The organism is Ligilactobacillus saerimneri (assembly GCF_036689625.1).
GTDB lineage: Bacteria > Bacillota > Bacilli > Lactobacillales > Lactobacillaceae > Ligilactobacillus > Ligilactobacillus saerimneri.
The window spans coordinates 1,027,663-1,048,015 of the sequence record NZ_CP144759.1 but is presented as its reverse complement, the minus strand read 5'-3'; the positions used below and the strand labels follow the sequence as shown (position 1 = coordinate 1,048,015).

25 protein-coding genes and 2 tRNA genes are annotated in these 20,353 nt (G+C 44.0%); 24 read left to right on the top strand and 3 right to left on the bottom strand.

Going from position 1 to position 20,353, the window contains the following annotated elements:
* Positions 1-3 precede the first annotated feature (3 nt).
* The 7 genes from V3C97_RS05100 to trxA all read left to right on the top strand — a co-directional run bounded on the left by V3C97_RS05100 (position 4) and on the right by trxA (position 4,663).
* Positions 4-270 carry an IreB family regulatory phosphoprotein gene (locus V3C97_RS05100; protein ID WP_009553828.1) on the top strand — a complete coding sequence of 89 codons (267 nt, stop codon included), beginning with the start codon at positions 4-6 and terminating at the stop codon, positions 268-270.
* Entirely contained in the window at positions 271-711 is a 441-nt protein-coding gene (ruvX, locus tag V3C97_RS05095; protein ID WP_317294485.1) for a Holliday junction resolvase RuvX, read from the top strand.
* Between the two features lie 16 nt (positions 712-727).
* Positions 728-1,030, top strand: a complete 303-nt coding sequence (locus V3C97_RS05090; RefSeq protein ID WP_338433917.1) for a DUF1292 domain-containing protein — start codon at positions 728-730, stop codon at positions 1,028-1,030.
* Between the two features lie 126 nt (positions 1,031-1,156).
* Positions 1,157-1,420, top strand: coding sequence for a cell division protein ZapA (zapA, locus tag V3C97_RS05085; RefSeq protein ID WP_009553825.1), 264 nt, complete (start codon positions 1,157-1,159; stop codon positions 1,418-1,420).
* A complete protein-coding gene (locus tag V3C97_RS05080; protein WP_278838715.1) occupies positions 1,417-1,899 on the top strand; it encodes a CvpA family protein in 483 nt (160 codons plus the stop codon). Before zapA ends, V3C97_RS05080 begins: the two co-directional genes overlap by 4 nt.
* 11 nt (positions 1,900-1,910) lie before the next feature.
* The gene (locus V3C97_RS05075) at positions 1,911-4,271 is read left to right on the top strand and encodes an endonuclease MutS2 (protein ID WP_338433916.1); all 2,361 of its coding nucleotides are present in this window, start codon (positions 1,911-1,913) and stop codon (positions 4,269-4,271) included.
* Between the two features lie 80 nt (positions 4,272-4,351).
* Positions 4,352-4,663, top strand: a complete 312-nt coding sequence (trxA, locus tag V3C97_RS05070; RefSeq protein ID WP_009553822.1) for a thioredoxin — start codon at positions 4,352-4,354, stop codon at positions 4,661-4,663.
* Between the two features lie 87 nt (positions 4,664-4,750).
* Here trxA and V3C97_RS05065 read toward each other — a convergent pair whose 3' ends face one another.
* On the bottom strand, positions 4,751-5,263 hold the full coding sequence (locus V3C97_RS05065) for a YslB family protein (protein ID WP_027826651.1): 513 nt from the start codon (positions 5,261-5,263) through the stop codon (positions 4,751-4,753).
* Positions 5,264-5,377: 114 nt separating this feature from the next.
* On the opposite strand from V3C97_RS05065, the gene V3C97_RS05060 reads away from it, so the two are divergent.
* The 6 genes from V3C97_RS05060 (at position 5,378) to V3C97_RS05035 (ending at position 8,858) form a co-directional block, all read left to right on the top strand.
* Positions 5,378-5,971, top strand: a complete 594-nt coding sequence (locus V3C97_RS05060; RefSeq protein WP_338433914.1) for an XTP/dITP diphosphatase — start codon at positions 5,378-5,380, stop codon at positions 5,969-5,971.
* Positions 5,972-6,016: 45 nt separating this feature from the next.
* Positions 6,017-6,089: transfer RNA gene (locus V3C97_RS05055), tRNA-Glu, on the top strand.
* A 161-nt stretch (positions 6,090-6,250) separates the two neighbouring features.
* A complete protein-coding gene (locus V3C97_RS05050) occupies positions 6,251-6,631 on the top strand; it encodes a hypothetical protein (protein ID WP_338433913.1) in 381 nt (126 codons plus the stop codon).
* 638 nt (positions 6,632-7,269) lie between these two features.
* A tRNA-Gln gene (locus V3C97_RS05045) sits at positions 7,270-7,342 on the top strand.
* A gap of 116 nt (positions 7,343-7,458) precedes the next feature.
* Positions 7,459-7,731: a hypothetical protein gene (locus tag V3C97_RS05040; protein ID WP_009553807.1), complete on the top strand. Its 273-nt coding sequence runs from the start codon at positions 7,459-7,461 to the stop codon at positions 7,729-7,731.
* 104 nt (positions 7,732-7,835) lie between these two features.
* Positions 7,836-8,858 carry a serine hydrolase domain-containing protein gene (locus V3C97_RS05035; protein ID WP_338433912.1) on the top strand — a complete coding sequence of 341 codons (1,023 nt, stop codon included), beginning with the start codon at positions 7,836-7,838 and terminating at the stop codon, positions 8,856-8,858.
* A 63-nt stretch (positions 8,859-8,921) separates the two neighbouring features.
* Here the strand turns inward: V3C97_RS05035 and V3C97_RS05030 are convergent, their stop codons facing one another.
* Both V3C97_RS05030 and V3C97_RS05025 read right to left on the bottom strand, forming a co-directional pair.
* Positions 8,922-9,626: a type 1 glutamine amidotransferase gene (locus tag V3C97_RS05030; protein ID WP_009553803.1), complete on the bottom strand. Its 705-nt coding sequence runs from the start codon at positions 9,624-9,626 to the stop codon at positions 8,922-8,924.
* 2 nt (positions 9,627-9,628) lie between these two features.
* Positions 9,629-10,978, bottom strand: coding sequence for a Mur ligase family protein (locus tag V3C97_RS05025; RefSeq protein WP_338433911.1), 1,350 nt, complete (start codon positions 10,976-10,978; stop codon positions 9,629-9,631).
* 178 nt (positions 10,979-11,156) lie between these two features.
* On the opposite strand from V3C97_RS05025, the gene V3C97_RS05020 reads away from it, so the two are divergent.
* The 11 genes from V3C97_RS05020 to V3C97_RS04970 all read left to right on the top strand — a co-directional run bounded on the left by V3C97_RS05020 (position 11,157) and on the right by V3C97_RS04970 (position 20,336).
* A complete protein-coding gene (locus V3C97_RS05020) occupies positions 11,157-11,759 on the top strand; it encodes a thymidine kinase (protein WP_009553798.1) in 603 nt (200 codons plus the stop codon).
* Position 11,760: 1 nt separating this feature from the next.
* Complete coding sequence (gene prfA, locus V3C97_RS05015; RefSeq protein WP_338433910.1) at positions 11,761-12,846, top strand: peptide chain release factor 1; 1,086 nt, start codon at positions 11,761-11,763, stop codon at positions 12,844-12,846.
* Positions 12,839-13,684, top strand: coding sequence for a peptide chain release factor N(5)-glutamine methyltransferase (gene prmC, locus V3C97_RS05010; RefSeq protein ID WP_338433909.1), 846 nt, complete (start codon positions 12,839-12,841; stop codon positions 13,682-13,684). The genes prfA and prmC overlap by 8 nt, the downstream gene beginning before the upstream one ends.
* Positions 13,685-13,688: 4 nt before the next feature.
* Positions 13,689-14,720 carry an L-threonylcarbamoyladenylate synthase gene (locus tag V3C97_RS05005; protein WP_338433908.1) on the top strand — a complete coding sequence of 344 codons (1,032 nt, stop codon included), beginning with the start codon at positions 13,689-13,691 and terminating at the stop codon, positions 14,718-14,720.
* An 81-nt stretch (positions 14,721-14,801) separates the two neighbouring features.
* The gene (upp, locus tag V3C97_RS05000; RefSeq protein WP_009553790.1) at positions 14,802-15,437 is read left to right on the top strand and encodes a uracil phosphoribosyltransferase; all 636 of its coding nucleotides are present in this window, start codon (positions 14,802-14,804) and stop codon (positions 15,435-15,437) included.
* A gap of 282 nt (positions 15,438-15,719) precedes the next feature.
* Positions 15,720-16,433: a F0F1 ATP synthase subunit A gene (gene atpB / locus V3C97_RS04995; protein WP_317294613.1), complete on the top strand. Its 714-nt coding sequence runs from the start codon at positions 15,720-15,722 to the stop codon at positions 16,431-16,433.
* 39 nt (positions 16,434-16,472) lie between these two features.
* Positions 16,473-16,700: a F0F1 ATP synthase subunit C gene (atpE, locus tag V3C97_RS04990; protein WP_338433907.1), complete on the top strand. Its 228-nt coding sequence runs from the start codon at positions 16,473-16,475 to the stop codon at positions 16,698-16,700.
* A gap of 56 nt (positions 16,701-16,756) precedes the next feature.
* On the top strand, positions 16,757-17,284 hold the full coding sequence (atpF, locus tag V3C97_RS04985; protein WP_009553785.1) for a F0F1 ATP synthase subunit B: 528 nt from the start codon (positions 16,757-16,759) through the stop codon (positions 17,282-17,284).
* Entirely contained in the window at positions 17,271-17,813 is a 543-nt protein-coding gene (atpH, locus tag V3C97_RS04980) for an ATP synthase F1 subunit delta (RefSeq protein ID WP_027826640.1), read from the top strand. Before atpF ends, atpH begins: the two co-directional genes overlap by 14 nt.
* A gap of 21 nt (positions 17,814-17,834) precedes the next feature.
* Positions 17,835-19,346 carry a F0F1 ATP synthase subunit alpha gene (atpA, locus tag V3C97_RS04975; protein ID WP_009553780.1) on the top strand — a complete coding sequence of 504 codons (1,512 nt, stop codon included), beginning with the start codon at positions 17,835-17,837 and terminating at the stop codon, positions 19,344-19,346.
* An 18-nt stretch (positions 19,347-19,364) separates the two neighbouring features.
* Positions 19,365-20,336: a F0F1 ATP synthase subunit gamma gene (locus tag V3C97_RS04970; protein ID WP_338433906.1), complete on the top strand. Its 972-nt coding sequence runs from the start codon at positions 19,365-19,367 to the stop codon at positions 20,334-20,336.
* Positions 20,337-20,353: the final 17 nt, after the last annotated feature.

The window sequence follows — 20,353 nt, the reverse complement described above, 5'->3', positions numbered from 1 at the left end:
ATTATGGGTTCGTTGGATAAAACTATGTATTTTAACTTTAATGACAAGCGACAAAAAGACGTTCATGACACCCTTTTGACGGTATATGCAGCTCTGGAGGAAAAGGGCTACAATCCAATTAATCAAATTGTGGGTTATCTATTGTCCGGGGATCCTGCTTACATCCCACGTTTGAACGATGCCCGCAATCTAATTAGAAAGTATGAACGCGATGAGATTATTGAAGAATTAGTACGGTCATACTTGGATAAAGATAGTGAGGCAAATTAAGTGGCACGATTAATGGGCTTAGATGTTGGTTCGCGGACAGTTGGGGTGGCGATCAGTGATGAGTTGGGCTGGACAGCCCAGGGGATTGAGATCGTCCCTATCAACGAAGATGAACAAGATTTTAACATTACACGAATTAAGGAATTAGTTGACCAGTATGGGGTTGTTGGCGTGGTTTTGGGCTTGCCCAAGAACATGAACAATACTTCAGGCCCCCGGGTTGATGCCAGCCGTGCTTATGGGGACTTGTTGGTGCAGCAATTAGGCTTGCCCATCGACTTCCAAGATGAACGGTTGACCACGGTTGAAGCCGAGCGGATGTTGGTTGAAGAAGCCGATACATCGCGCCGTAAGCGCAAGCAGGTGATTGACAAATTGGCAGCGGCATTAATCCTGCAAAATTATCTTGATCGGCATGGCGAATTAACTAAAGTATTTTAGAAAATGAGGGATATTAATGGCGGAAAAGCAAAATATGAATGATGATAGCTTGATCACCCTAGTAGATGATAAGGGGAATGAAACACTGTATCAGATCCTGTTTACTTTCCAACCAGATGAATCTGATAAGAGCTATGTCTTATTAGTTCCGGATGACGCACAACCGGGCGAACAAGTTGATGTAACGGCATTTGCTTACTATCCTGATGAAGATGGTTCAGCGACAGAAGCGGAATTTTTTGAAATTGAAGATGATGCTGAATGGGAAATGGTTGAAGGTGTGTTAGATACATTCCTTAACGATCCCAACATGCAATAACAAAAGCTAATAGGGCTGTCACACATGTGGGCAGTCCTATTCTTTTTCTATGGTTGCATCACGACCAGTGTGCAAGAAGAATTATGGTAAAATGGCGATAGAAAATTTTTGTGAGGGATTTTAGGTTTGGCAAATAAAAGACGATTTAAGATTGAAATTGATGGAAAAGATTATACAATCATTGGCGAGAGCTCGGCGGAACATATGCGGGCGGTAGTACATGTGATCCAGGAACAGTTGGCGGAGGTCAAGGAATTGATGCCAGGGATTTCAGATGAACGGGCCGCAATTTTACTGGCAATTAATGCAGTTTCAGATCAACTTAAACAACAAGAAAAGATTGACCAGTTGCAGCAACAATTGGGCAAGACCGACCAGGAGCAGCAATGATAGTTTCGGTAATAATCTTGGGGTTACTCGCGATCTCGTTTCGGATCGGAGTAAAAAAGGGGCTATTAGCGATGTTGATCAACCTTATCGGGTACGGTGTAGTTTTGGGCTTGGCCTTTTTCTTAGCGCGGTATCTGGGAGATGGTCTCGCCAACATCTTTGATTTAGCCCATTTAACGGCGGGCAGTCGCTTGTTTTGTCGCTTACTAGCTTTTTGGACGGTGATTTTAGTCGGGGGAATCATCTGGCGGATGATCGCTCATACCTTACGCACCGTGACGAAAATGCGTGGTTTGCGGCAACTGAATGCGCTAGCCGGTGGGTTATTGGGCATGATGGTTGCGTATATCATGATCTTCTTTGCGTTAGTTTTCTTGGTCAGTTGGCCAACAGCAACTTGGCAAAATCGGATTGAACAGTCCCAGGTTGCGCAGTTTATCCTTAATAACACACCAGATTTGACACAATATTTACAATAGGGGTGATAAATGTGAATGAAAAAGCCCTCCAGGTGCTTGAATATGATAAAATTCGGAAAAAACTTGTAGAGTATACGACAACGGAAATGGGGCAACGCCTAGCATTGCGGATGCACCCACTAGTAAAGCAAGTTCAGATCCAACATCATCTAGATCAGACAAAGGATGGGGCAGATATTTTACGCCTTAAGGGCGGAATTCCTCTCCCCCGCTTAGGCAATATTCGCCCATTTTTAAAACGTTTGGATATTGGGGCAAGTTTGAACGGGCAAGAACTAGCTGCGATTGGACTGGTTTTGCGGACAACCAATCAGCTTAAGGTCTTTTTCCGGGACTTGCTTGATGAAGAAGTCCAACTCCTTTCATTAGATCAATTGGTCGATGAGTTGGTGTCATTGCCCCAGGTCGGGCGGCGTTTGTTGACAGCTATTGATAATGATGGTTTTGTGACTGACGAGGCTTCGTCATTGTTACGCAGTTTACGGCGCCAAATTGCGACTACGGAAACACAAATTCGTGAGCAGTTGGGCCAGTTTACTCGGGGCAACAATGCTAAATATTTGAGTAATGCTATCGTAACTATTCGGAATGACCGGTATGTGGTCCCGGTTCGCCAGGAGTATCGGAACAAATTCGGGGGCGTTGTCCACGATCAAAGTGCTTCCGGGCAAACCGTATTTGTCGAGCCGAAAGCAATTGTTGAGTTAAACAACCGCCTAAAGCGACAACAAAGCGCCGAACGGGAAGAAGTCAAACGGATTCTGGCAGAGTTGTCAGCCTTGATTGCACCGTATACAGAAGAACTGCAAGCCAATGCGCGGATCATCGGGCAACTAGACTTTGTTAATGCTAAAGCCCGGTATGCCCATGCTATCAAAGCAACCGAACCAATAGTTGACACGGATAATAACGTCTACTTGCGGCAAGTGTGGCACCCATTGCTGGTCCCCCAAAAAGCCGTACGCAATGATATCATGCTGGGGAAAGATTACCAGGCGATTATCATTACCGGGCCGAACACAGGTGGGAAAACAATCACCCTCAAGACTTTAGGTTTAGTACAAATGATGGGACAGTCGGGCTTATTCATTCCGGCCTATGAGGAAAGCCGCATTGGGATCTTTACTGATATTTTCGCTGATATCGGGGATGAACAGTCAATTGAACAAAACCTCAGTACCTTTTCTTCCCATATGGTGAATATCGTTAATATCTTGCAGCATATCGATGCCCATTCCCTCGTCTTGTTTGATGAATTGGGAGCAGGGACTGACCCGCAAGAAGGGGCTTCTTTGGCGATTGCAATTTTAGATGCGGTCGGGGCGACGGGGGCCTACGTAGTGGCAACTACGCACTATCCAGAGTTGAAGGCCTATGGGTTTGAACGGCCAGGAACAATCAATGCCAGCATGGAGTTTGACGTTGAAACCCTGCAACCAACGTACCGGTTGTTGATCGGGATTCCCGGGCGGAGTAATGCCTTTAACATCTCCCGGCGCTTAGGTTTGGATGAGACAATTATTGCAGCTGCTCAGGAATTAACGACCCAAGACAGTCAAGACCTTAACGCTATGATTACCGATTTGGTAGCTAAGCGCCACCAAGCGGAAGAAGAAGCCATTGCTTTGCAAAAGCATTTGGAAGAAGCAGAGAAGTTGCACCATGATTTGGCACAAGCCTACGAAAAGTTGGTTGCAGAGCGAAGTCATCTCACTGAGCAAGCTAAGATGAAGGCCAATGATATTGTCCAAGAAGCCCAGAAGAAAGCCGATGCAATTATTAACGACTTGCGGGCCATGCGGCTTAACGGGGCAGCAACGGTCAAGGAAAATCAGCTGATCGATGCCCAAACCCAACTTAACTCCCTGCACCAAGATATTCGCTTGCAACATAATAAGGTGCTTCGGAAAGCAAAAGCAAAGCAAGCCCTGCACCCAAACGATGATGTGTTGGTCCGCTCATACGGTCAACAAGGTGTCTTGATCCAAAAATTGGGTGATAAACAATGGGAAGTCCAGTTGGGAATTCTCAAGATGAAGATTGATGAGGATGACCTGGAGAAGATCCATGTTCAAGAAAAGAAGCAACCGCGGGCAGGGGTTGTCTTGCGGTCAGCCCAAGCGAGCCATGTCAGTTCCAGTTTAGACTTGCGGGGCCAGCGCTATGAAGAAGCGCTGACCAATATTGATCGCTATATTGATGCGGCGCTTTTAGCAGGCTATAAACAGGTGACGATTGTTCACGGGAAAGGAACTGGGGCGCTGCGTTCCGGAATTACCAAGTATTTGGAAAATAACCGGTCAGTCAAGAAGTTCCAGTTTGCTCCGCCAAACGCCGGGGGTAATGGGGCAACGATTGTTTATTTCAAGTAGGATGGCAAGTGAGCAATTAAATTGCTTTCGGGATGGTTAATTGATATGATTACTTACGAAAAGAAAGTAGGAGGTTCACTATGGTTAAAGAACTAACTGATAAGACATTTAAGGAAGAAACAGCACACGGAGTTACATTTACAGACTTTTGGGCAACATGGTGTGGCCCTTGCCGGATGCAAGGTCCTGTGGTAGAAAAGTTGGCTGAAGAGATGGGCGATAAGGTTTCCTTTGGGAAAGTGGACGTTGATGCCAACCAACAAACGGCTGCTGAATTGGGGATCATGAGTATTCCAACGATGATCATCAAGAAGGATGGCGCAATCGTTGATACTATTATTGGTTACCACAGCAAGGAACAATTGGAAGCTAAGTTGAACCAATACGTCTAATAAATTGCTCTTGAATGCAGCATGAAAAAGCGGTGATAGCATGAGGCCTGGTGGCGTCATGTTATCACCGCTTTGTTGCATTATTTATTATTTATCTTCAGGATGAAGTAAGGCCGTGAAAGCAAGTGGGGTTGTATCAGGGGATAATTCATCACTGGTAGGAGTTTTAGGATCAGTTTGGATGAGAATGCTAATTTTGTTGTTCTTTTTAGTATCATTCTCGAGCACACCTTCAGTTACCAAGCCGGTTTGCTGCTCAATGGTTTGGGCTAAAAATCCGGTTTCTAATAGAAATTGAGGGGTGTGGCTGTTGTTTTGGTGGCGGAGGGCAATGATTGGACCAGTTAGAGTGAATTTTTGCTGGTGGGCATTGCTCTTTACCCGGGTTAGCTCACCCCAGTTAGCGGCAGCAAAAAAGCTGAAAATATCTTCGTCTGTTGCCAGGGCGATTTCGCGGGCTAGTTTCTTGCCGGCCCAATACATGAAATTGCTGTCTTCGCCCACGATACTAGGGAGAAGCATGTCCCGAATGAGTTCGTAGCCCAGAGTAGAACCCAGCTCTGGGTGTGCGAGTGCTTGTTCAATTAGTTCCTTGTGCATTAGAGGTACTCCTTCGTTTAATATCAGTGCTTATTATACAGGTTTTTTAACTGAATTGTTAAATTCTATCCCATAGTGTAGTATAAACTTAAAAATATGCTGGAGGTAGCTGCGATGGATAAGATTTTGATTGCAACAAAGAATGCCGGCAAAGCACGCGAGTTTGCCCGGCTCTTTGCGCCCAAACAGATAGAGGTAATGACGCTTTTGGATTTGGAAGATGTTCCGCCAATCGAAGAAAACGGACAAACATTTACAGAAAATGCCTTGATCAAGGCACAAACTATCAGTAACTACTTGCACATTCCAGTGTTAGCGGATGATTCGGGATTGGTCGTGGATGCGTTGGATGGGGAACCAGGTATTTACTCAGCCCGGTATGCTGGTGATCATGATGATGCGGCCAACAACCGTAAGTTGCTTAATAAACTGGCGGACGTAGCTCCAGCGGACCGGACGGCCCACTTCCATTGTTCAATCGTGGTGGTCCAAGAAGGCAAAGAACCATTAATTGCAACGGGGGACGCATATGGTCAAATTTTGACGGCACCACGGGGGAAGGATGGCTTCGGTTACGATCCGCTGTTCTACTATCCGGCAAAAGATAAGACCTTTGCTGAAATGACTGCTAGTGAAAAGAATGCGGTTAGTCACCGGGGTTTGGCATTGCAAAAACTGCTCCAGGACTTTGACCAATGGTGGCAATAAAAAGCTTGACAACTAGGCTTTTTGGTCTATACTTAGGAGAGTAATTGCCCGTTGGTCAAATTGGTTAAGACGTCGCCCTCTCAAGGCGGAGTTGCGGGTTCGATCCCCGTACGGGTGATTTGACTAAGTAAATTAGGAATGTCCTATTTGTTAGGACATTCTTCTTTTTTTATTATTAAAATATATGATAGTGTTTTATTCAATTAACTTTTTCTGTTAGAATATGGATAGTTATGGTTAATTGTAGCTGCTGAGGAAACTATCAAAGGGAGGTAAAACATGCTTAGAAAGACAAAGAACTTTTTAAAGTCACAAAATATAGCATATAGTAAAGAGCACGTTAATCCGTTGATGGTGCCTGAAAGAGTATATGTTCTAAAATTTGGGGAGGATCCCAATAATCTTAATAATCGGTTCATTGTAGAACATACCTACACATGGACGGGCCGGATCAAGATCACCAAGATTACTGTGCGTTTACACGGGCAAAAGAAGCCCCACGAGTTTGCTAATGAAACAGAGTTGTTACGGTACCTGAAGAAGAAGGCCTACCGTTACTCAGGAAAAGCAATGCGCGAACGGGAAGAACGCAAAAAGCTCAAGAAGATGCGACGGATGGAAAAGAAGCGTCTGAAAGAAGCTAAAGCAGCACAAAAATAATTAATATCCAGAGAAAGAGCACGCGGAGATGATCTGCGTGCTTTTTTGAGTGGTGGTCAAGACTGATCGCTTATGTAAAGTTTTAGATAAAGGGAAAATTGCTAATATGAAGTTAGTGAAAGTTAGAAAAATAGTGGAGATATTTTTTATATACTTGATAGCTTAGAGAATGGGGCGCAAATGTCAGTAAGAATTAATATTAGACGGTATGATTTGCTTGCTGTGGGTGAGATTATTAACGATAGAAGTTTAAAGGGAATAACAGAATAGGTGCTGAGATAACAACGCGTCCTCATCCCTCCGGATGGGGATTTTTTTACAGCTTTCAAACTTATCCGTCCAGAGATTTCATTTTAAAACTGATCGAAAAAGAATTAGGGCTTTTTCCAGAGTTACACGATAAATAGTAAAATATGTGCAGTCAATTTTTTAAAAAGCTTGATTTGGCAAGCTTTCTTACTAGCACATATATTTTTATATATCGTGTGAGGTTAGAAAAAGAGCACGGTGGCAAAATTTTGCTTTAAAAAAATTTTTTATTTTGAGTGTGCCATTACTGCCAAAGGCCACCACAAAAATTCTATAAAAATTGGTTGACAATAAAATACAAAAAGACTATCATGAAATAGTTGAATTTTTGGGTGTTAGCCAAACTGGTAAGGCAGTGGACTCTGAATCCATAATGTACTGGTTCGAATCCAGTACACCCAATAGTTATTAGACACTGGTGCTGATGAGGTGCCAGTGTTTTTTATTTATGAGAAACTACCCATTTGCTAGTCACTCTGTTATCATAAAAGTATGTTGACTCACAAGGGGGCTTTAGTATGATAAAAGTGGTCTTAGTAATGCACGACCGCCAACATGAAGATTATTACCGGATTAACAAAGCAGAATTTGCTGTTATGCCACAAAAAGGGCAATACATATATAATTCTGACGGTAAAACTTATGAAGTGGAGCAAATCGTCTCTTTTGCGGGATACGAAGCTCACAATGGCGCAGTAGCGATCATTATTGTTCATCCACTTAGTCAAGATGATCCTGCTAGTGGGATCTACGGCCTCAGTGAAGATGACCTATTAGATACGAAAAAATAAATTAACAAGAGCGGGTAACAACTCAACTTCTTAAAAAGGGACGGACGTAACAACGGGTCCCTCATAGGGGAGAGATGAGCCCGCTTTTTACTTACCAAGGGGTGATGGGTTTGTTCAATCCACAAACAACGCAATACCTACATGATTTTGTCACAGCCGGAGTAGTGCCCGGGATGTCATATGCGATGATTCAGGATGGAAAAATTCAAACAGCAGTCTGGGGCCAAGCCCAGCTCGTACCGCACACTGAACCATTACGGCCGGGTATGCTATATGATGTTGCCTCATTAACTAAAGTGATTGGCACAACTACCGTCATTTTAGAACTGATGGCTGCCGGCCAGGTTGACATTGATGCGCCGGTGCAAAAATATTTACCCCGGTTCCGTGACCGCCGGGTTACCCTCCGCCACCTGCTAACCCATACGTCCAACTTACAGGGCTATATTCCCCACCGCGACGAACTGACAGCCGACCAACTGATCACTGCTTTATATGATGAACTAAAAGTCGGGGATGGGTTTGGCCACCGAATGGTCTATGCTGATGTGGGCTTGATTCTGGCCGGCCAGGTGATCGAGCGGATATACTACATGCCAGTCCAGGAAGTGATCACCCAACGGGTACTAACCCCTTTGCAAATGACGCATAGTACGTTCACTCCCAACCCTGACCAATGTGTCCCGACCGAACTGAGCAAGAAACGGGGGCGCCTACTCCGGGGGGAAGTCCATGATCCTAAGGCCTACACCCTCAAGGAACATTGTGGGTCAGCGGGGTTGTTTGCCAACCTGGACGACATGATTACCTTTGCCCAATGGATGATGGATGATAGGGTCCCGCATCCTGTCTTGGCCCCGACTTTAATTGACAGCCTGTACCAGGACTGGACCCCCAACCATCGGCTGCACCGGTCGTTGGGCTGGGATTTGCGCTATACCCCAACGGGGCGGCCCGTTCTCTACCACACCGGGTATACGGGCACCGTGTTACTAGTGGACAAACCCAACCGTTCAGCCCTGATCGTGCTCACTAACCGGGTCCACCCGACGGCAGATAACCATGAATTTATCCGGCGGCGCGAGATCCTTGTCGGTAAGTATTTAAAAGAAGAAACCAGCAACTAAAAAGGCAGTTACCTAACAATGTAGCTTCATCAACTACGTGTTAGGCAACTGCCTTTATAATTATTAATAGGTAGGTTTGATAACTAATGCTTCTTGAGCACTGAGATCTGCCTGCGGATACTTGCGTTTTAATGCAGTCAGCAAAATCCGCTTAGCTAACTCACCATTCCGAGCCAAGATCGGACCATGGAAGTATGAGCAGTAAACGTTCTTGTAGATCGCTCCTTCAGTCTGATCGCTCCCATTGTTCCCATTTCCAGAGATAACCTTACCCAAAGGTCGTTCGCCATGACCGAGGTAAGTTATCCCGTTATGGTTTTCAAAACCGTGGTATTCTTGCCCAGTTTCTTCATTTTTAATGACAATATCGCCGATAAAACGGTGGTTGTCTTGGGATTCTGTCCGGTGGTCAAGGGCGTGGATCCCTTTGATCTTTTCACCGTGGGCCCCAATATAATAGGAACCTAACAACTGGTACCCGCCACAGATCGCCAGCATCGGACCGCCGTCTTCAATATAGGTAATCAGGTCATCCTTTTTATTTTGAATATCTTTTGAAACAATCACCTGTTCAAAATCTTGCCCCCCGCCAAAAAAGGCGATGTCATATTTTTTAGGGTCAAAGGGTTGATCAAGGCTGACCACTTCATCAGTTAGTTCAACCCCCATTTGTTGGGCATAATACTTCAAAACGAGGATATTCCCAATATCGCCATAGGTGTTCAACAGATCACCATACAGGTGGGCCAAATGTAATTGGTATTGCATTGTTAGTCCATGCCTCCTTCGATATAGCCTTCATTAGCTAGTTTTTCCCGTAATTGCAAGACCGCAGTATATGTAGCCAGGACATACACGTGGTCTGTTGGCATGTGCTTGATATATGCTAAGACATCGTCGAGGTCAGGTCGTTCGGCAAAGTGGTCCTCACTGACTCCCGCCACCCGGAGGCGGAAGGCGATGTCCTTGTAACGTTCACCACCAGCCAAGACCGCTGGGATCCGGGTAAAGGGAAGGTCTTCAAACCGGCCGTCCCAGATCCAACTAGTATCGATCCCATCAGCATAGTTAGCATTCAGTAAAACGGCCAATGAGAACGGCTCCTGATCGGTTTTAATCATCTGCAAGACTTGGTCGAGGCCGACAGGATTCTTAACTAGGATTAAGGTTACTTCTTTTTCACCGAGGCGAATGACTTCTTGCCGCCCAAAGACTTTCTCATCCTTATCGCTGAGCATCTGGGCACTAGCTTGTGGTTCAACCCCGAAGAAGGAAGCAACAGAAAAAGCGGCTAAAGCATTGTAGATGTTATAGGTTCCGCCAATATGCAAGGTAACTTCTTGGCCGTTGATCACAAATGTTGATGAAGCTGGTGTTTGATCCACGATCTGGGTCATTTGATAAGTCAATTCTGGCCGGGCAAAAGAGCAGTTCGGGCAGTAATATTTCCCTAAGTTGCTGTAACTCCGCTGTTTGTAATGCAAGATGTGTTGGCACTTAGGACACAGTAGTCCGTCGGTATTGGCCGGTGCCATTTGTTCCTGGTCGGGTTGATTATTAAACCCATAATAAATAGTAGGATTAGGTAGTTTCTTACTATTAAAGATCGGGGCATCCCCGTTAGCAATAATAGTCGCTTCAGGTGCCATCTTGATCCCGGCAATGATTTTATCGTATGTCGTATAAATTTCCCCGTAACGATCCATTTGGTCCCGGAAAATATTGGTTAAAACAAATGCTTTAGGGGTGACATACTGGCAAATGATCGGCACGTTGGCTTCATCAGTTTCCAAAACAGCTAATTTCTTGCCGTTAGCTCCCTTTTGGGCCGTTAGGAAAGCCCCAGTAATCCCTTGGATCATGTTGGAACCACTAGGATTAGTCAAAATCTGGGTGTACTTGGCTTTAAGTGCCTTAACCGTCAGGGCGGTGGTCAATGTTTTACCGTTAGTCCCCGTGATAACGACGATGTCGTAATCCTTGGCCAGGGTCCGTAAAACTTTAGGATCAAGCGCTAAAGCGAGCTTGCCTGGAAAGGACGTCCCACCATGACGAAATTTATGCAGGAACCAATAAGATGATTTTCCTGCTGTGATTGCAATTGAACTTCTTAATGACATAAAACTTATTCTCCTCTGCTTTTCAGCTGCTAAATAAGATCATCATGTATCATATCACAAAATGTGATTACCTACTATCTAGAAGTATGCGCGGGAATTTGTCAGAGAATAATGCAATTTATTTAGAAATCAGCTATACTAAAAACCGAGTGTAATTTGAAGAGTGGAGTGGTGAAGAGTGGCACAGCTCTTTTTTCGATATGGTGCAATGAATAGTGGGAAAACAATCGAGATTCTCAAGGTTGCCCATAATTACGAAGAACAGAATAAGCATGTTATCATTATGACGAGTGGTCTGGATAATCGGGAACAAGTAGGGATGGTTGCTAGCCGGATCGGGATGAAGCGGACAGCCCACCCGATTTTTGCGGAAACCAATATTGCCGATTTGGTGGCACAAATCAACCCCCAAGCGGCATGTGTGCTGATTGACGAAGCCCAGTTTTTATTAAAGCACCATGTCTTGGAATTAGCCCAGATTGTCGATGATATGAACATCCCGGTAATGGCATTTGGACTGAAGAACGATTTTCAAAATAACTTATTTGAAGGTTCCAAATACCTCTTGCTGTATGCTGACAAGATTGAAGAAATGAAAACGATTTGCTGGTTCTGCGCCAAAAAGGCCATCATGAACTTGCGGGTGCATAACGATCAGCCGGTATATGCGGGCGAGCAGATACTGATCGGGGGAAATGAGTCGTACTACCCAGTTTGTCGGCGGCATTACTTTACACCACCAATGACAGATGGAAAAATTAACCTGAGAAAGGAAGAATAAGATGGACGAGTTGTTCGATAGACTACAAGCGCTTGAAGATCGGTATGAAGAACTAGGCGGATTGCTTTCTGATCCGGATGTGATTTCTGATACCAAGCGTTTTACTAAACTCTCGAAGGAAATGGCTGACTTGCGGGAGACAGTAGAAAAATACAATGAATATAAAAAAGTTACTTCATTAGTAGATGAAGATTTAGAGATGTTAGATTCGGGCCTTGACGATGATATGTACGAGATGGTCAAAGAAGAACTGGCTGAGAGCAAGGAAAGAAAAGCCGAACTAGAAAAAGAAATCGAAATCCTCTTGCTACCTAAGGACCCTAACGATGACAAAAACATCATTATGGAAATCCGGGGTGCAGCTGGTGGGGATGAAGCTAGCTTGTTTGCTGCTGATCTTTTCGGGATGTACAGCAAGTATGCTGAACGTCAAGGTTGGAAGGTCGAAGTGCTGGACAAGAGCCTGACTGAAGTTGGGGGCTTCAAAGAAATTGCACTATTGATCAACGGTGACAAAGTATGGTCTAAACTGAAGTACGAGAGTGGAGCTCACCGGGTACAACGGGTCCCAGTTACTGAATCTGCTGGCCGAATCCATACTTCAACCGCGACCGTTGTTGTGATGCCGGAAGAAGAAGACGTTGAAATCGAAATTGACCCTAAGGACATCCGGGTTGATGTCTATCGTTCTTCTGGGGCCGGCGGACAGCACATTAACAAAACTTCTTCAGCGGTTCGGATGACGCACTTGCCAACCGGGATTGTCGTAGCAATGCAAGATGAGCGTTCGCAACAACAAAACCGGGCCAAGGCGATACAAATCTTAAAGGCGCGGGTATATGATTACTACGCATCCAAGGAACAAAAAGAGTACGCTGCCAATCGTAAGTCAGCTGTCGGAACCGGGGATCGTTCGGAACGAATTCGGACATACAATTATCCACAAAACCGCGTGACTGACCACCGCATTGGGTTGAGTTTAAACAAATTAGATCGCATTATGAATGGTGAGCTCGAAGATGTCATTGATGCTTTAGTTCTCTACGAACAAACTAAGGCAATGGAGAAATTAAAGAATAATGGATAAAATGACGTTCTTTAAAGCCCGACAATGGGCTTTTTCTTTTGCAAACACGCATAATAAGGAAACTAGTGGGGTAGAGCTCCTGTTATTGGGGCAGATGCACTGGTCTGCTACGCAACTATTAGTTCATTTCCATGATGTAATGCCCGACCAGGAGTGGCAAACCTTTCAAACCAACGTTCAACGGTATTGTTTGGAGGACTATCCACCACAATATTTGTTAGGGAAAGCTGATTTTTTTGGTTTGAAGTTGGCGGTGAGCCCAGCCACTTTAATTCCCCGTCTGGAGACAGAGGAATTGGTAGAGTGGATTTTAGCAGAGCATTCTAATAAACCCCATAAAGTGCTCGACTTGGGGACGGGAACCGGGGCGATTGGTTTAGCCCTGAAGCAGAATCGCCCCCAATGGGGGGTCACCCTGGCAGATATTTCATCTGCAGCCCTGACGGTGGCCCAAAAAAATGCTGCGGCCTTAGCATTACCAGTCACTTTGATCAACAGTGACTTGTTTGCTGATATTAGAGATGATGACTATGATATCATCGTTTCCAACCCGCCCTATATAAGTCCCGCTGAACGACCGTTGATGGACCAGAGTGTATTGCAATACGAACCGGCAGTGGCTTTATTTGCAGCCGATGATGGTTTGGCAGTCTACAAAAAGATTGCGCACCAAGTTCAGGCCCATCTGCAGCCTGCGGGTATGCTCTATTTGGAGATTGGGTTTAAACAAGGCCCAGCAGTGAAAGCACTGTTTGAGCAAGAAATCCCCACTAGTCAAGTAGTTGTGCGACAAGATATCAGTCAAAATGACCGGATGGTCCGAGTAAAAATGAGGTGAGAGAATGTTGATGACAAAAATTTATCAGCCTGATGAAGTAGACCAGGCTGCTCAGGAACTCCGGCTGGGAGAGTTGATTGCCTTTCCCACGGAAACAGTCTATGGGTTAGGGGCAGATGCCACTAATGAGCAAGCAGTTAAGCGGGTATATTTGGCTAAGGGACGGCCATCAGATAATCCGCTGATCGTGACTATCAGTTCTGTAGCCATGGCTGAACAGTATATAGCAGAAATACCACCTGCTGCCCGTAAGTTAATGGCCAAGTTTTGGCCGGGTTCATTGACAATGGTCTTTAAGATCAAACCAGGATCACTGTCCAAGACTGTGACGGGAGGTTTGAAGACAGCTGCCTTCAGAATGCCCCAAGAGCCGACAACGTTGCGCTTGATTGAAGCAGCTGGTGTACCATTAGTAGGTCCTTCTGCTAATACATCGGGCAAGCCTAGTCCAACAACTGCCCAACACGTATTCAACGACTTAGAAGGGCGGATCGCAGGGATCGTTGATGATGGTCCAACTAAAGTTGGGGTTGAATCAACGATTTTGGACATGAGCGTTCCCGTGCCAACTATTTTGCGGCCGGGAGCAGTGACTGTTGAAGAAATTGAAGCAGTATTGGGAATGGAAGTGGTAGCGGACCGCCACCACGTCGGACAAAAAGAAGTTCCCAAGGCACCGGGGATGAAATATAAGCATTACGCTCCAGCAGGTCAAGTAGTGATCGTGGCTCCTGACCAATGGGAGGCAGCCCTAAAGTGGGCCCAAGCTAAGGCTGAAAAGGTTGGAGTGATGGTTGACCAGAGCCTACTCGACCAGCAGACTATTCCAGCTAACGTGGAAGTCTTTGACTACGGTTCAGGGATAACCAACGCTACGCACAAATTATTTGCAGGGTTGCGGTATTTTGATGGACAAGCAAAAAAAGTTAACTGGATCTTAGTTGCAGGCTATCCTGAGGAAGGCCTTGGTGCAGCTTATATGAACCGCTTACGCAAGTCAGCGGGAAACGTTTTCTTTTCTGATTTAGAGGACTAGAAAAAAAATATTAAGTCTGCTAGAGTATTATGAGAAGAATTGAGAAAAATTCATTTTTATAAAGAAGGAGCGCATTTCACAATGGGAAAATTTGCAGTTTTAGATCATCCACTGATCCAACATAAATTAACACTTATTCGGGACAAAAAGGTTGGTACCAAAGCTTTCCGGGAAACCGTTAACGAAATCTCTGCTTTGATGGCATATGAAGTTTCACGCGATATGCCTTTGGAAGATGTTGAAGTAGAAACACCAATCACAACAACCACCCAAAAGCAGTTGAGTGGTAAGAAAGTTGCAATTGTGCCAATTTTACGGGCTGGCCTGGGCATGGTTGATGGGATGACTAGTTTAATTCCAGCTGCTAAAGTTGGTTTCATTGGGATGTACCGTGATGAAGAAACTTTGAAGCCACATGAATACTTTGTTAAGTTACCTGGTGATATTGCTGAACGGCAATTATTCGTTGTTGACCCAATGTTAGCCACTGGTGGTTCTGCAATCATGGCAATTGATGCTTTGAAGAAGCGCGGTTGCAGTGGTGAAAACATCAAGTTTGCATGCCTGGTAGCTGCTCCAGAAGGGGTTAAAGCATTACAAGAAGCACACCCAGATGTCGACATCTTCACGGCTGCTTTAGATGATCATTTGAACGAAAATGGTTACATTGTGCCAGGTCTCGGGGATGCTGGTGACCGTTTATTCGGTACAAAGTAACAATTTAAAAAACAAAGAGTGATCGATGAGGAATAATTCATAATGTTCTCATATTGACTAGCGCAATAGATCACAATGTTAAGCGTTTTCCATACTGTCAATTGTATAGTGTGAGAAACGCTTTTTTATTTATGTGAATTTAATAATATGGCTTTATCTTTCTTTTGGTTTGGTGGTATCATTTAATTTGTATCCAAGGAATCCTGGCCCTTGGGTCGCAGCTTATGGTTCAACCATGTTTGTTAGACCGTATCGACAAATTTTGAAAAGAGGTGAGACTTGGTGAATGAAGAAGCTCTAGTTGTGAAGCTTTTTGGCATTCCTTTTAACGTTGGAAATGTTCTTTCCGGATTAATTGCAGCTATTATTGTTTTTGCAGTGGTTTACTGGTTCTCGCGTGATGTGCAACTGAAACCAACGGGCAAACAGAATGCTCTAGAGTACCTGATCGACTTTACGAATGGCATTGTTAAGAATGCTCTTCCTGACAGCGAAGGGCGACAGTTTCGGCTGTTAGCCTTTACACTGTTTATGTTCATTTTCGTGTCCAACCAATTAGGGTTGATGATCGAATTTATCGTTGGTGACGTAACATACATTAAGAGTCCAACTTCATCTGTTATGACAACTTTGTCATTAGCATTTATGGTGCTGGTACTATCACACGCAATGGGGGTTAAAAGATTTGGTTTCTTTGGCTATCTGAAGAATTCATACATAAATCCTAACCCAATCATGTTACCAATCAATATTCTTGAACAGTTTACTAACTTCTTAACAGTAGCTCTTCGTTTGTACGGTAACATTTTCTCTGGGGAAGTTCTATTGACAACAATTGGAGCATTCGCCAAATCAAAAGGAATAATGACCGTTATTCCAGCCATACCATTAGAAATGATCTGGCAAGGGTTCTCTGTCTTTATTGGGGCAATCCAAGCCTACGTGTTCGTTACATTAATTATGGTTTATGTTTCTCAAAAGGTCGAAAAAGAATAATTTATTACGTTTAGGATAATTCTAAGGAGGAATTATATTATGACTACAAGTATCGTCGCTTTATTAGGTGCAGCAATTATCGCAGCCGCTGCTGCCATCGCAACTGCTATGGGTAACTCTCGTGTTATTTCAAAGACTATGGAAAGTATGGCTCGTCAACCAGAAATCCAAAACAGTTTACGGACTACAATGTTCATCGGTGTTGGTCTTATCGAAGCTGTTCCTATCATTGCCATCGTTATTGCATTCATGCTTTTGAACAAATAATTCCTTTAACGGTCAATATGCATATCAATATTGAAAATTAGAGGAGGTGTCAATTGGTGAATTCAACATTTTTATTAAGTGTAGCTGGCGGTCAAGTTGAATGGGGGGACTTTCTGTTCTACCTATTAACATTCGTTATCCTGGTAGCACTGGTTAAGCACTTTGCGTGGGACTCCATTGCTGGTATGATGGACAAACGTGCCGAAAAGATCGCTGATGACATTGATTCTGCGGCTAAGGACAGGAAAAAAGCTGCTGAGTTAGCTAAAAAACGCGAAGCTGCGCTTAAGGATTCCCGTGCTGAAGCTTCCGAAATCATCAATAATGCTAAGAAATCTGGGGAAGAGCAGAAATCTAACATTATTAATGGTGCTAATGAAGAAGCAACAGCAATGCGTGAACGCGCTGAAAAAGACATCGCTCAACAAAAAGAGGATGCACTTAAAGGCGTTAAAGCTCAGGTAGCCGAGTTATCTGTTGAAATTGCTTCAAAGGTCATTCAAAAAGAACTTGATCCAAGCGGACACAAAGCTTTGGTAGATTCTTATATCGAAGGGTTGGGGAAGCAAAATGAAACTAGATAACAAAATGGTAGCACATCGCTACGGAAAAGCCTTATTTGAAGTTGCTCAGGAACGTAACGAAACCCCAACAGTTCAAGCAGAACTGAGTGAGATCAAAAAGGTAGTCTTGGAAGAACCAGAATTGATGGTTTTCCTGAAGAGTGCACAGATTAGTAGACAGGCTAAGAGAGATGCACTTGCAACTTTAACCAATAACACAACTGAATTAACCCATAATCTGGTAACAATGTTATTTGACTATGGACGAATTACTAACTTAGTTGGTGTTGTTGATGAATTTAACAGATTAATAGATGAGTTCAACAAGACTGTTCGGGCTGAAGTTCGGACAGCTGTCGAATTAGATGAAGATCAGAAGCAAAAGCTCGCATCTTCATTTGCTAATGTTGTTGGTGCTGAAAGGGTTGTTTTTGAAACAGCTGTTGATCCCGAAATTATCGGTGGTGTTGTTATTACAGCCAACAACACTGTCTATGACGGCTCACTGAGAACAAAGCTAAACAGCATCAAACGTCTGTTACTTAAATAAATTTAAAGAGGTGAGACTTTTATGAGCATTAAAGCTGAGGAAATCAGTGCTCTGATTAAACAACAATTAGCAAATTATAAAGATGAGCTCTCAGTTGATGAAGTTGGTACTATCACCTACGTTGGTGACGGTGTTGCTCGTGCAAACGGGTTAGACAATGCTGTTGCAGGCGAATTACTAGAATTCGAAAATGGTACCTTTGGTCTTGCACAAAACTTGGAAACCGATGACGTTGGTATTGTTATTCTTGGTGACTACAAAGGCATTCGTGAAGGTGACAAAGTTAAGCGTACAGGACGGATCATGGAAGTCCCTGTTGGTGAAGGACTCATTGGACGGGTTGTTAACCCATTAGGTCAACCAATCGATGGCATGGGCGAAGTTAAGACTACTTCTACTCGGCCAATCGAACGGAAGGCTCCTGGGGTTATGGCACGGCAATCAGTTTCCCAACCATTACAAACAGGGATCAAGGCGATCGATGCCCTTGTTCCAATCGGACGGGGTCAGCGTGAGTTGATCATTGGGGACCGTAAGACTGGTAAGTCATCCTTGGCGATTGACACGATCATCAACCAAAAAGATCAAAACATGATTTGTATCTACGTTGCGATCGGGCAGAAAGACTCAACTGTGAGATCTCAGGTAGAAACTTTGCGTAAGTTTGGCGCAATGGACTACACAATTGTTGTTTCTGCTGGACCATCTTCACCAGCACCATTATTGTGGATTGCACCATATGCCGGGGCAGCAATGGGTGAAGAATTTATGTTCAATGGTAAAGACGTCTTGATCATTTATGATGATCTTTCCAAGCAAGCTGACGCTTACCGTGAACTTTCATTGATTTTGAGACGGCCTCCAGGACGTGAAGCTTACCCTGGTGACGTCTTCTACCTGCACTCTCGTTTATTGGAACGGGCTGCACGGTTAAACGAAGAATTAGGTGGCGGTTCAATGACTGCCATGCCAGTTATTGAAACTAAGGCCGGGGACGTTTCAGCATACATCCCAACTAACGTAATTTCAATCACTGACGGCCAGATCTTCTTGGATAGTAATCGTTTCTACTCTGGTGTCCGCCCAGCGATCGACGCCGGGACATCTGTTTCCCGTGTTGGTGGGGCTGCCCAAGTTAAAGCGATGAAGAAAGTTTCTGGTTCCTTACGTACTGACTTAGCTTCTTATGCAGAATTGGCAGCATTTGCCCAATTCGGTTCTGACCTGGATAAGGCCACTAAGGCTAAGTTAGACCGTGGTGAACGGACAGTTGAAGTCTTGAAGCAAGGCTTACACGAAACATTGTCTGTTCCAAAGCAAGTATTGATTCTCTTTGCTTTGCAACAAAAGTTCTTAGATTCTGTTGCAGTTGAAGAAATCGGTCGCTGGGAACATGAACTGTTTGATTACTTCGATGCAAACCACAAGGATATTCTTGATGGAATTGCAGAAACAGGACAGTTACCAGATAAGGATAAGTTTATTGCAGCAATTAAGGAATTTGCTGAAACATTCCAACCTGCAGATAAATAGAAAGGGGGGTGAATACAGATGGCTACTTCTTTGAAAGAAGTTAAAGAAAAAATCAATTCTACTAAAAAGACAGGCCAAATCACCGGTGCAATGCAGATGATTTCCACCGCAAAGTTAGGGCAAATTCAGAGCCATACGGTTAGCTATCAAAAGTATTCCACTAAAATTAAAAGTGTTATCACCCACCTTGCACAAGCACATTTTCTTTCTGCAGTAGCTCAAAAGAATGTAGTGGCAGAAGAGACTGAAGAGCAACCATTCATCGATCCTCAGGGAAAGCGCAATTATCTTGGTTTATTAGAACAAAGACCTGTTGAAAATGTCGGTATTATCGTGGTTACATCAGACCGTGGTTTAGTTGGCGGTTACAACAGTAACGTTCTTAAGCAAACAATGGAGCTGATTAACCAGCTTGATTTTTCCAAGGAAAACATTAAGATCATCGCGGTTGGGCGAACAGGTTTGAAATTCTTCAAGAAACAGGGCTACAACGTTATTCATGAATATACTGGGGTTAAGGATATTCCTGATTATAAGGAAACCAAGTCCTTGGCACGTAAGGTCATGGCAATGTATGAAAATCAAGAATTTGATCATTTATATGTTTGCTATAACCACTTCGTTAACATGTTAACGTCAGAATACCGCTCCGAATTACTCTTGCCGGTAACGGAAGAGAGTTTGGGCGTTAAGCAACCAAATGAATTTGAAGATAATGAAGTTCAAATCGAAATGGAATACGATATTGAACCTTCTGAAACAGAAATTTTAAATGTTGTTCTTCCTCAGTATGCTGAAGGTTTGGTCTATGGTGCGATTTTAGATGCCAAGACAGCCGAACATGCTTCGAGTGCCACTGCTATGAAATCTGCTACGGATAACGCTCAAGATATTATCTCAACTTTGCAGTTGCAGTATAACCGTGCTCGGCAAGCTGCTATCACAACAGAAATTACAGAAATTACTGGTGCCCAAGCAGCTATTGAATAGAAATAAACTTAGGAGGA

What these genes read in the sequence shown, in the direction of transcription:
- V3C97_RS05100 (WP_009553828.1), top strand. Translation starts at nt 4, where the DNA reads ATGGGTTCGTTGGATAAAACTATGTATTTTAACTTTAATGACAAGCGA.
- V3C97_RS05090 (WP_338433917.1), top strand. Translation starts at nt 728, where the DNA reads ATGGCGGAAAAGCAAAATATGAATGATGATAGCTTGATCACCCTAGTA.
- V3C97_RS05080 (WP_278838715.1), top strand. Translation starts at nt 1,417, where the DNA reads ATGATAGTTTCGGTAATAATCTTGGGGTTACTCGCGATCTCGTTTCGG.
- trxA (WP_009553822.1), top strand. Translation starts at nt 4,352, where the DNA reads ATGGTTAAAGAACTAACTGATAAGACATTTAAGGAAGAAACAGCACAC.
- V3C97_RS05065 (WP_027826651.1), bottom strand. Translation starts at nt 5,263, where the DNA reads ATGCACAAGGAACTAATTGAACAAGCACTCGCACACCCAGAGCTGGGT.
- V3C97_RS05060 (WP_338433914.1), top strand. Translation starts at nt 5,378, where the DNA reads ATGGATAAGATTTTGATTGCAACAAAGAATGCCGGCAAAGCACGCGAG.
- V3C97_RS05050 (WP_338433913.1), top strand. Translation starts at nt 6,251, where the DNA reads ATGCTTAGAAAGACAAAGAACTTTTTAAAGTCACAAAATATAGCATAT.
- V3C97_RS05040 (WP_009553807.1), top strand. Translation starts at nt 7,459, where the DNA reads ATGATAAAAGTGGTCTTAGTAATGCACGACCGCCAACATGAAGATTAT.
- V3C97_RS05035 (WP_338433912.1), top strand. Translation starts at nt 7,836, where the DNA reads ATGGGTTTGTTCAATCCACAAACAACGCAATACCTACATGATTTTGTC.
- V3C97_RS05030 (WP_009553803.1), bottom strand. Translation starts at nt 9,626, where the DNA reads ATGCAATACCAATTACATTTGGCCCACCTGTATGGTGATCTGTTGAAC.
- V3C97_RS05025 (WP_338433911.1), bottom strand. Translation starts at nt 10,978, where the DNA reads ATGTCATTAAGAAGTTCAATTGCAATCACAGCAGGAAAATCATCTTAT.
- prfA (WP_338433910.1), top strand. Translation starts at nt 11,761, where the DNA reads ATGGACGAGTTGTTCGATAGACTACAAGCGCTTGAAGATCGGTATGAA.
- prmC (WP_338433909.1), top strand. Translation starts at nt 12,839, where the DNA reads ATGGATAAAATGACGTTCTTTAAAGCCCGACAATGGGCTTTTTCTTTT.
- V3C97_RS05005 (WP_338433908.1), top strand. Translation starts at nt 13,689, where the DNA reads ATGTTGATGACAAAAATTTATCAGCCTGATGAAGTAGACCAGGCTGCT.
- upp (WP_009553790.1), top strand. Translation starts at nt 14,802, where the DNA reads ATGGGAAAATTTGCAGTTTTAGATCATCCACTGATCCAACATAAATTA.
- atpE (WP_338433907.1), top strand. Translation starts at nt 16,473, where the DNA reads ATGACTACAAGTATCGTCGCTTTATTAGGTGCAGCAATTATCGCAGCC.
- atpH (WP_027826640.1), top strand. Translation starts at nt 17,271, where the DNA reads ATGAAACTAGATAACAAAATGGTAGCACATCGCTACGGAAAAGCCTTA.
- atpA (WP_009553780.1), top strand. Translation starts at nt 17,835, where the DNA reads ATGAGCATTAAAGCTGAGGAAATCAGTGCTCTGATTAAACAACAATTA.
- V3C97_RS04970 (WP_338433906.1), top strand. Translation starts at nt 19,365, where the DNA reads ATGGCTACTTCTTTGAAAGAAGTTAAAGAAAAAATCAATTCTACTAAA.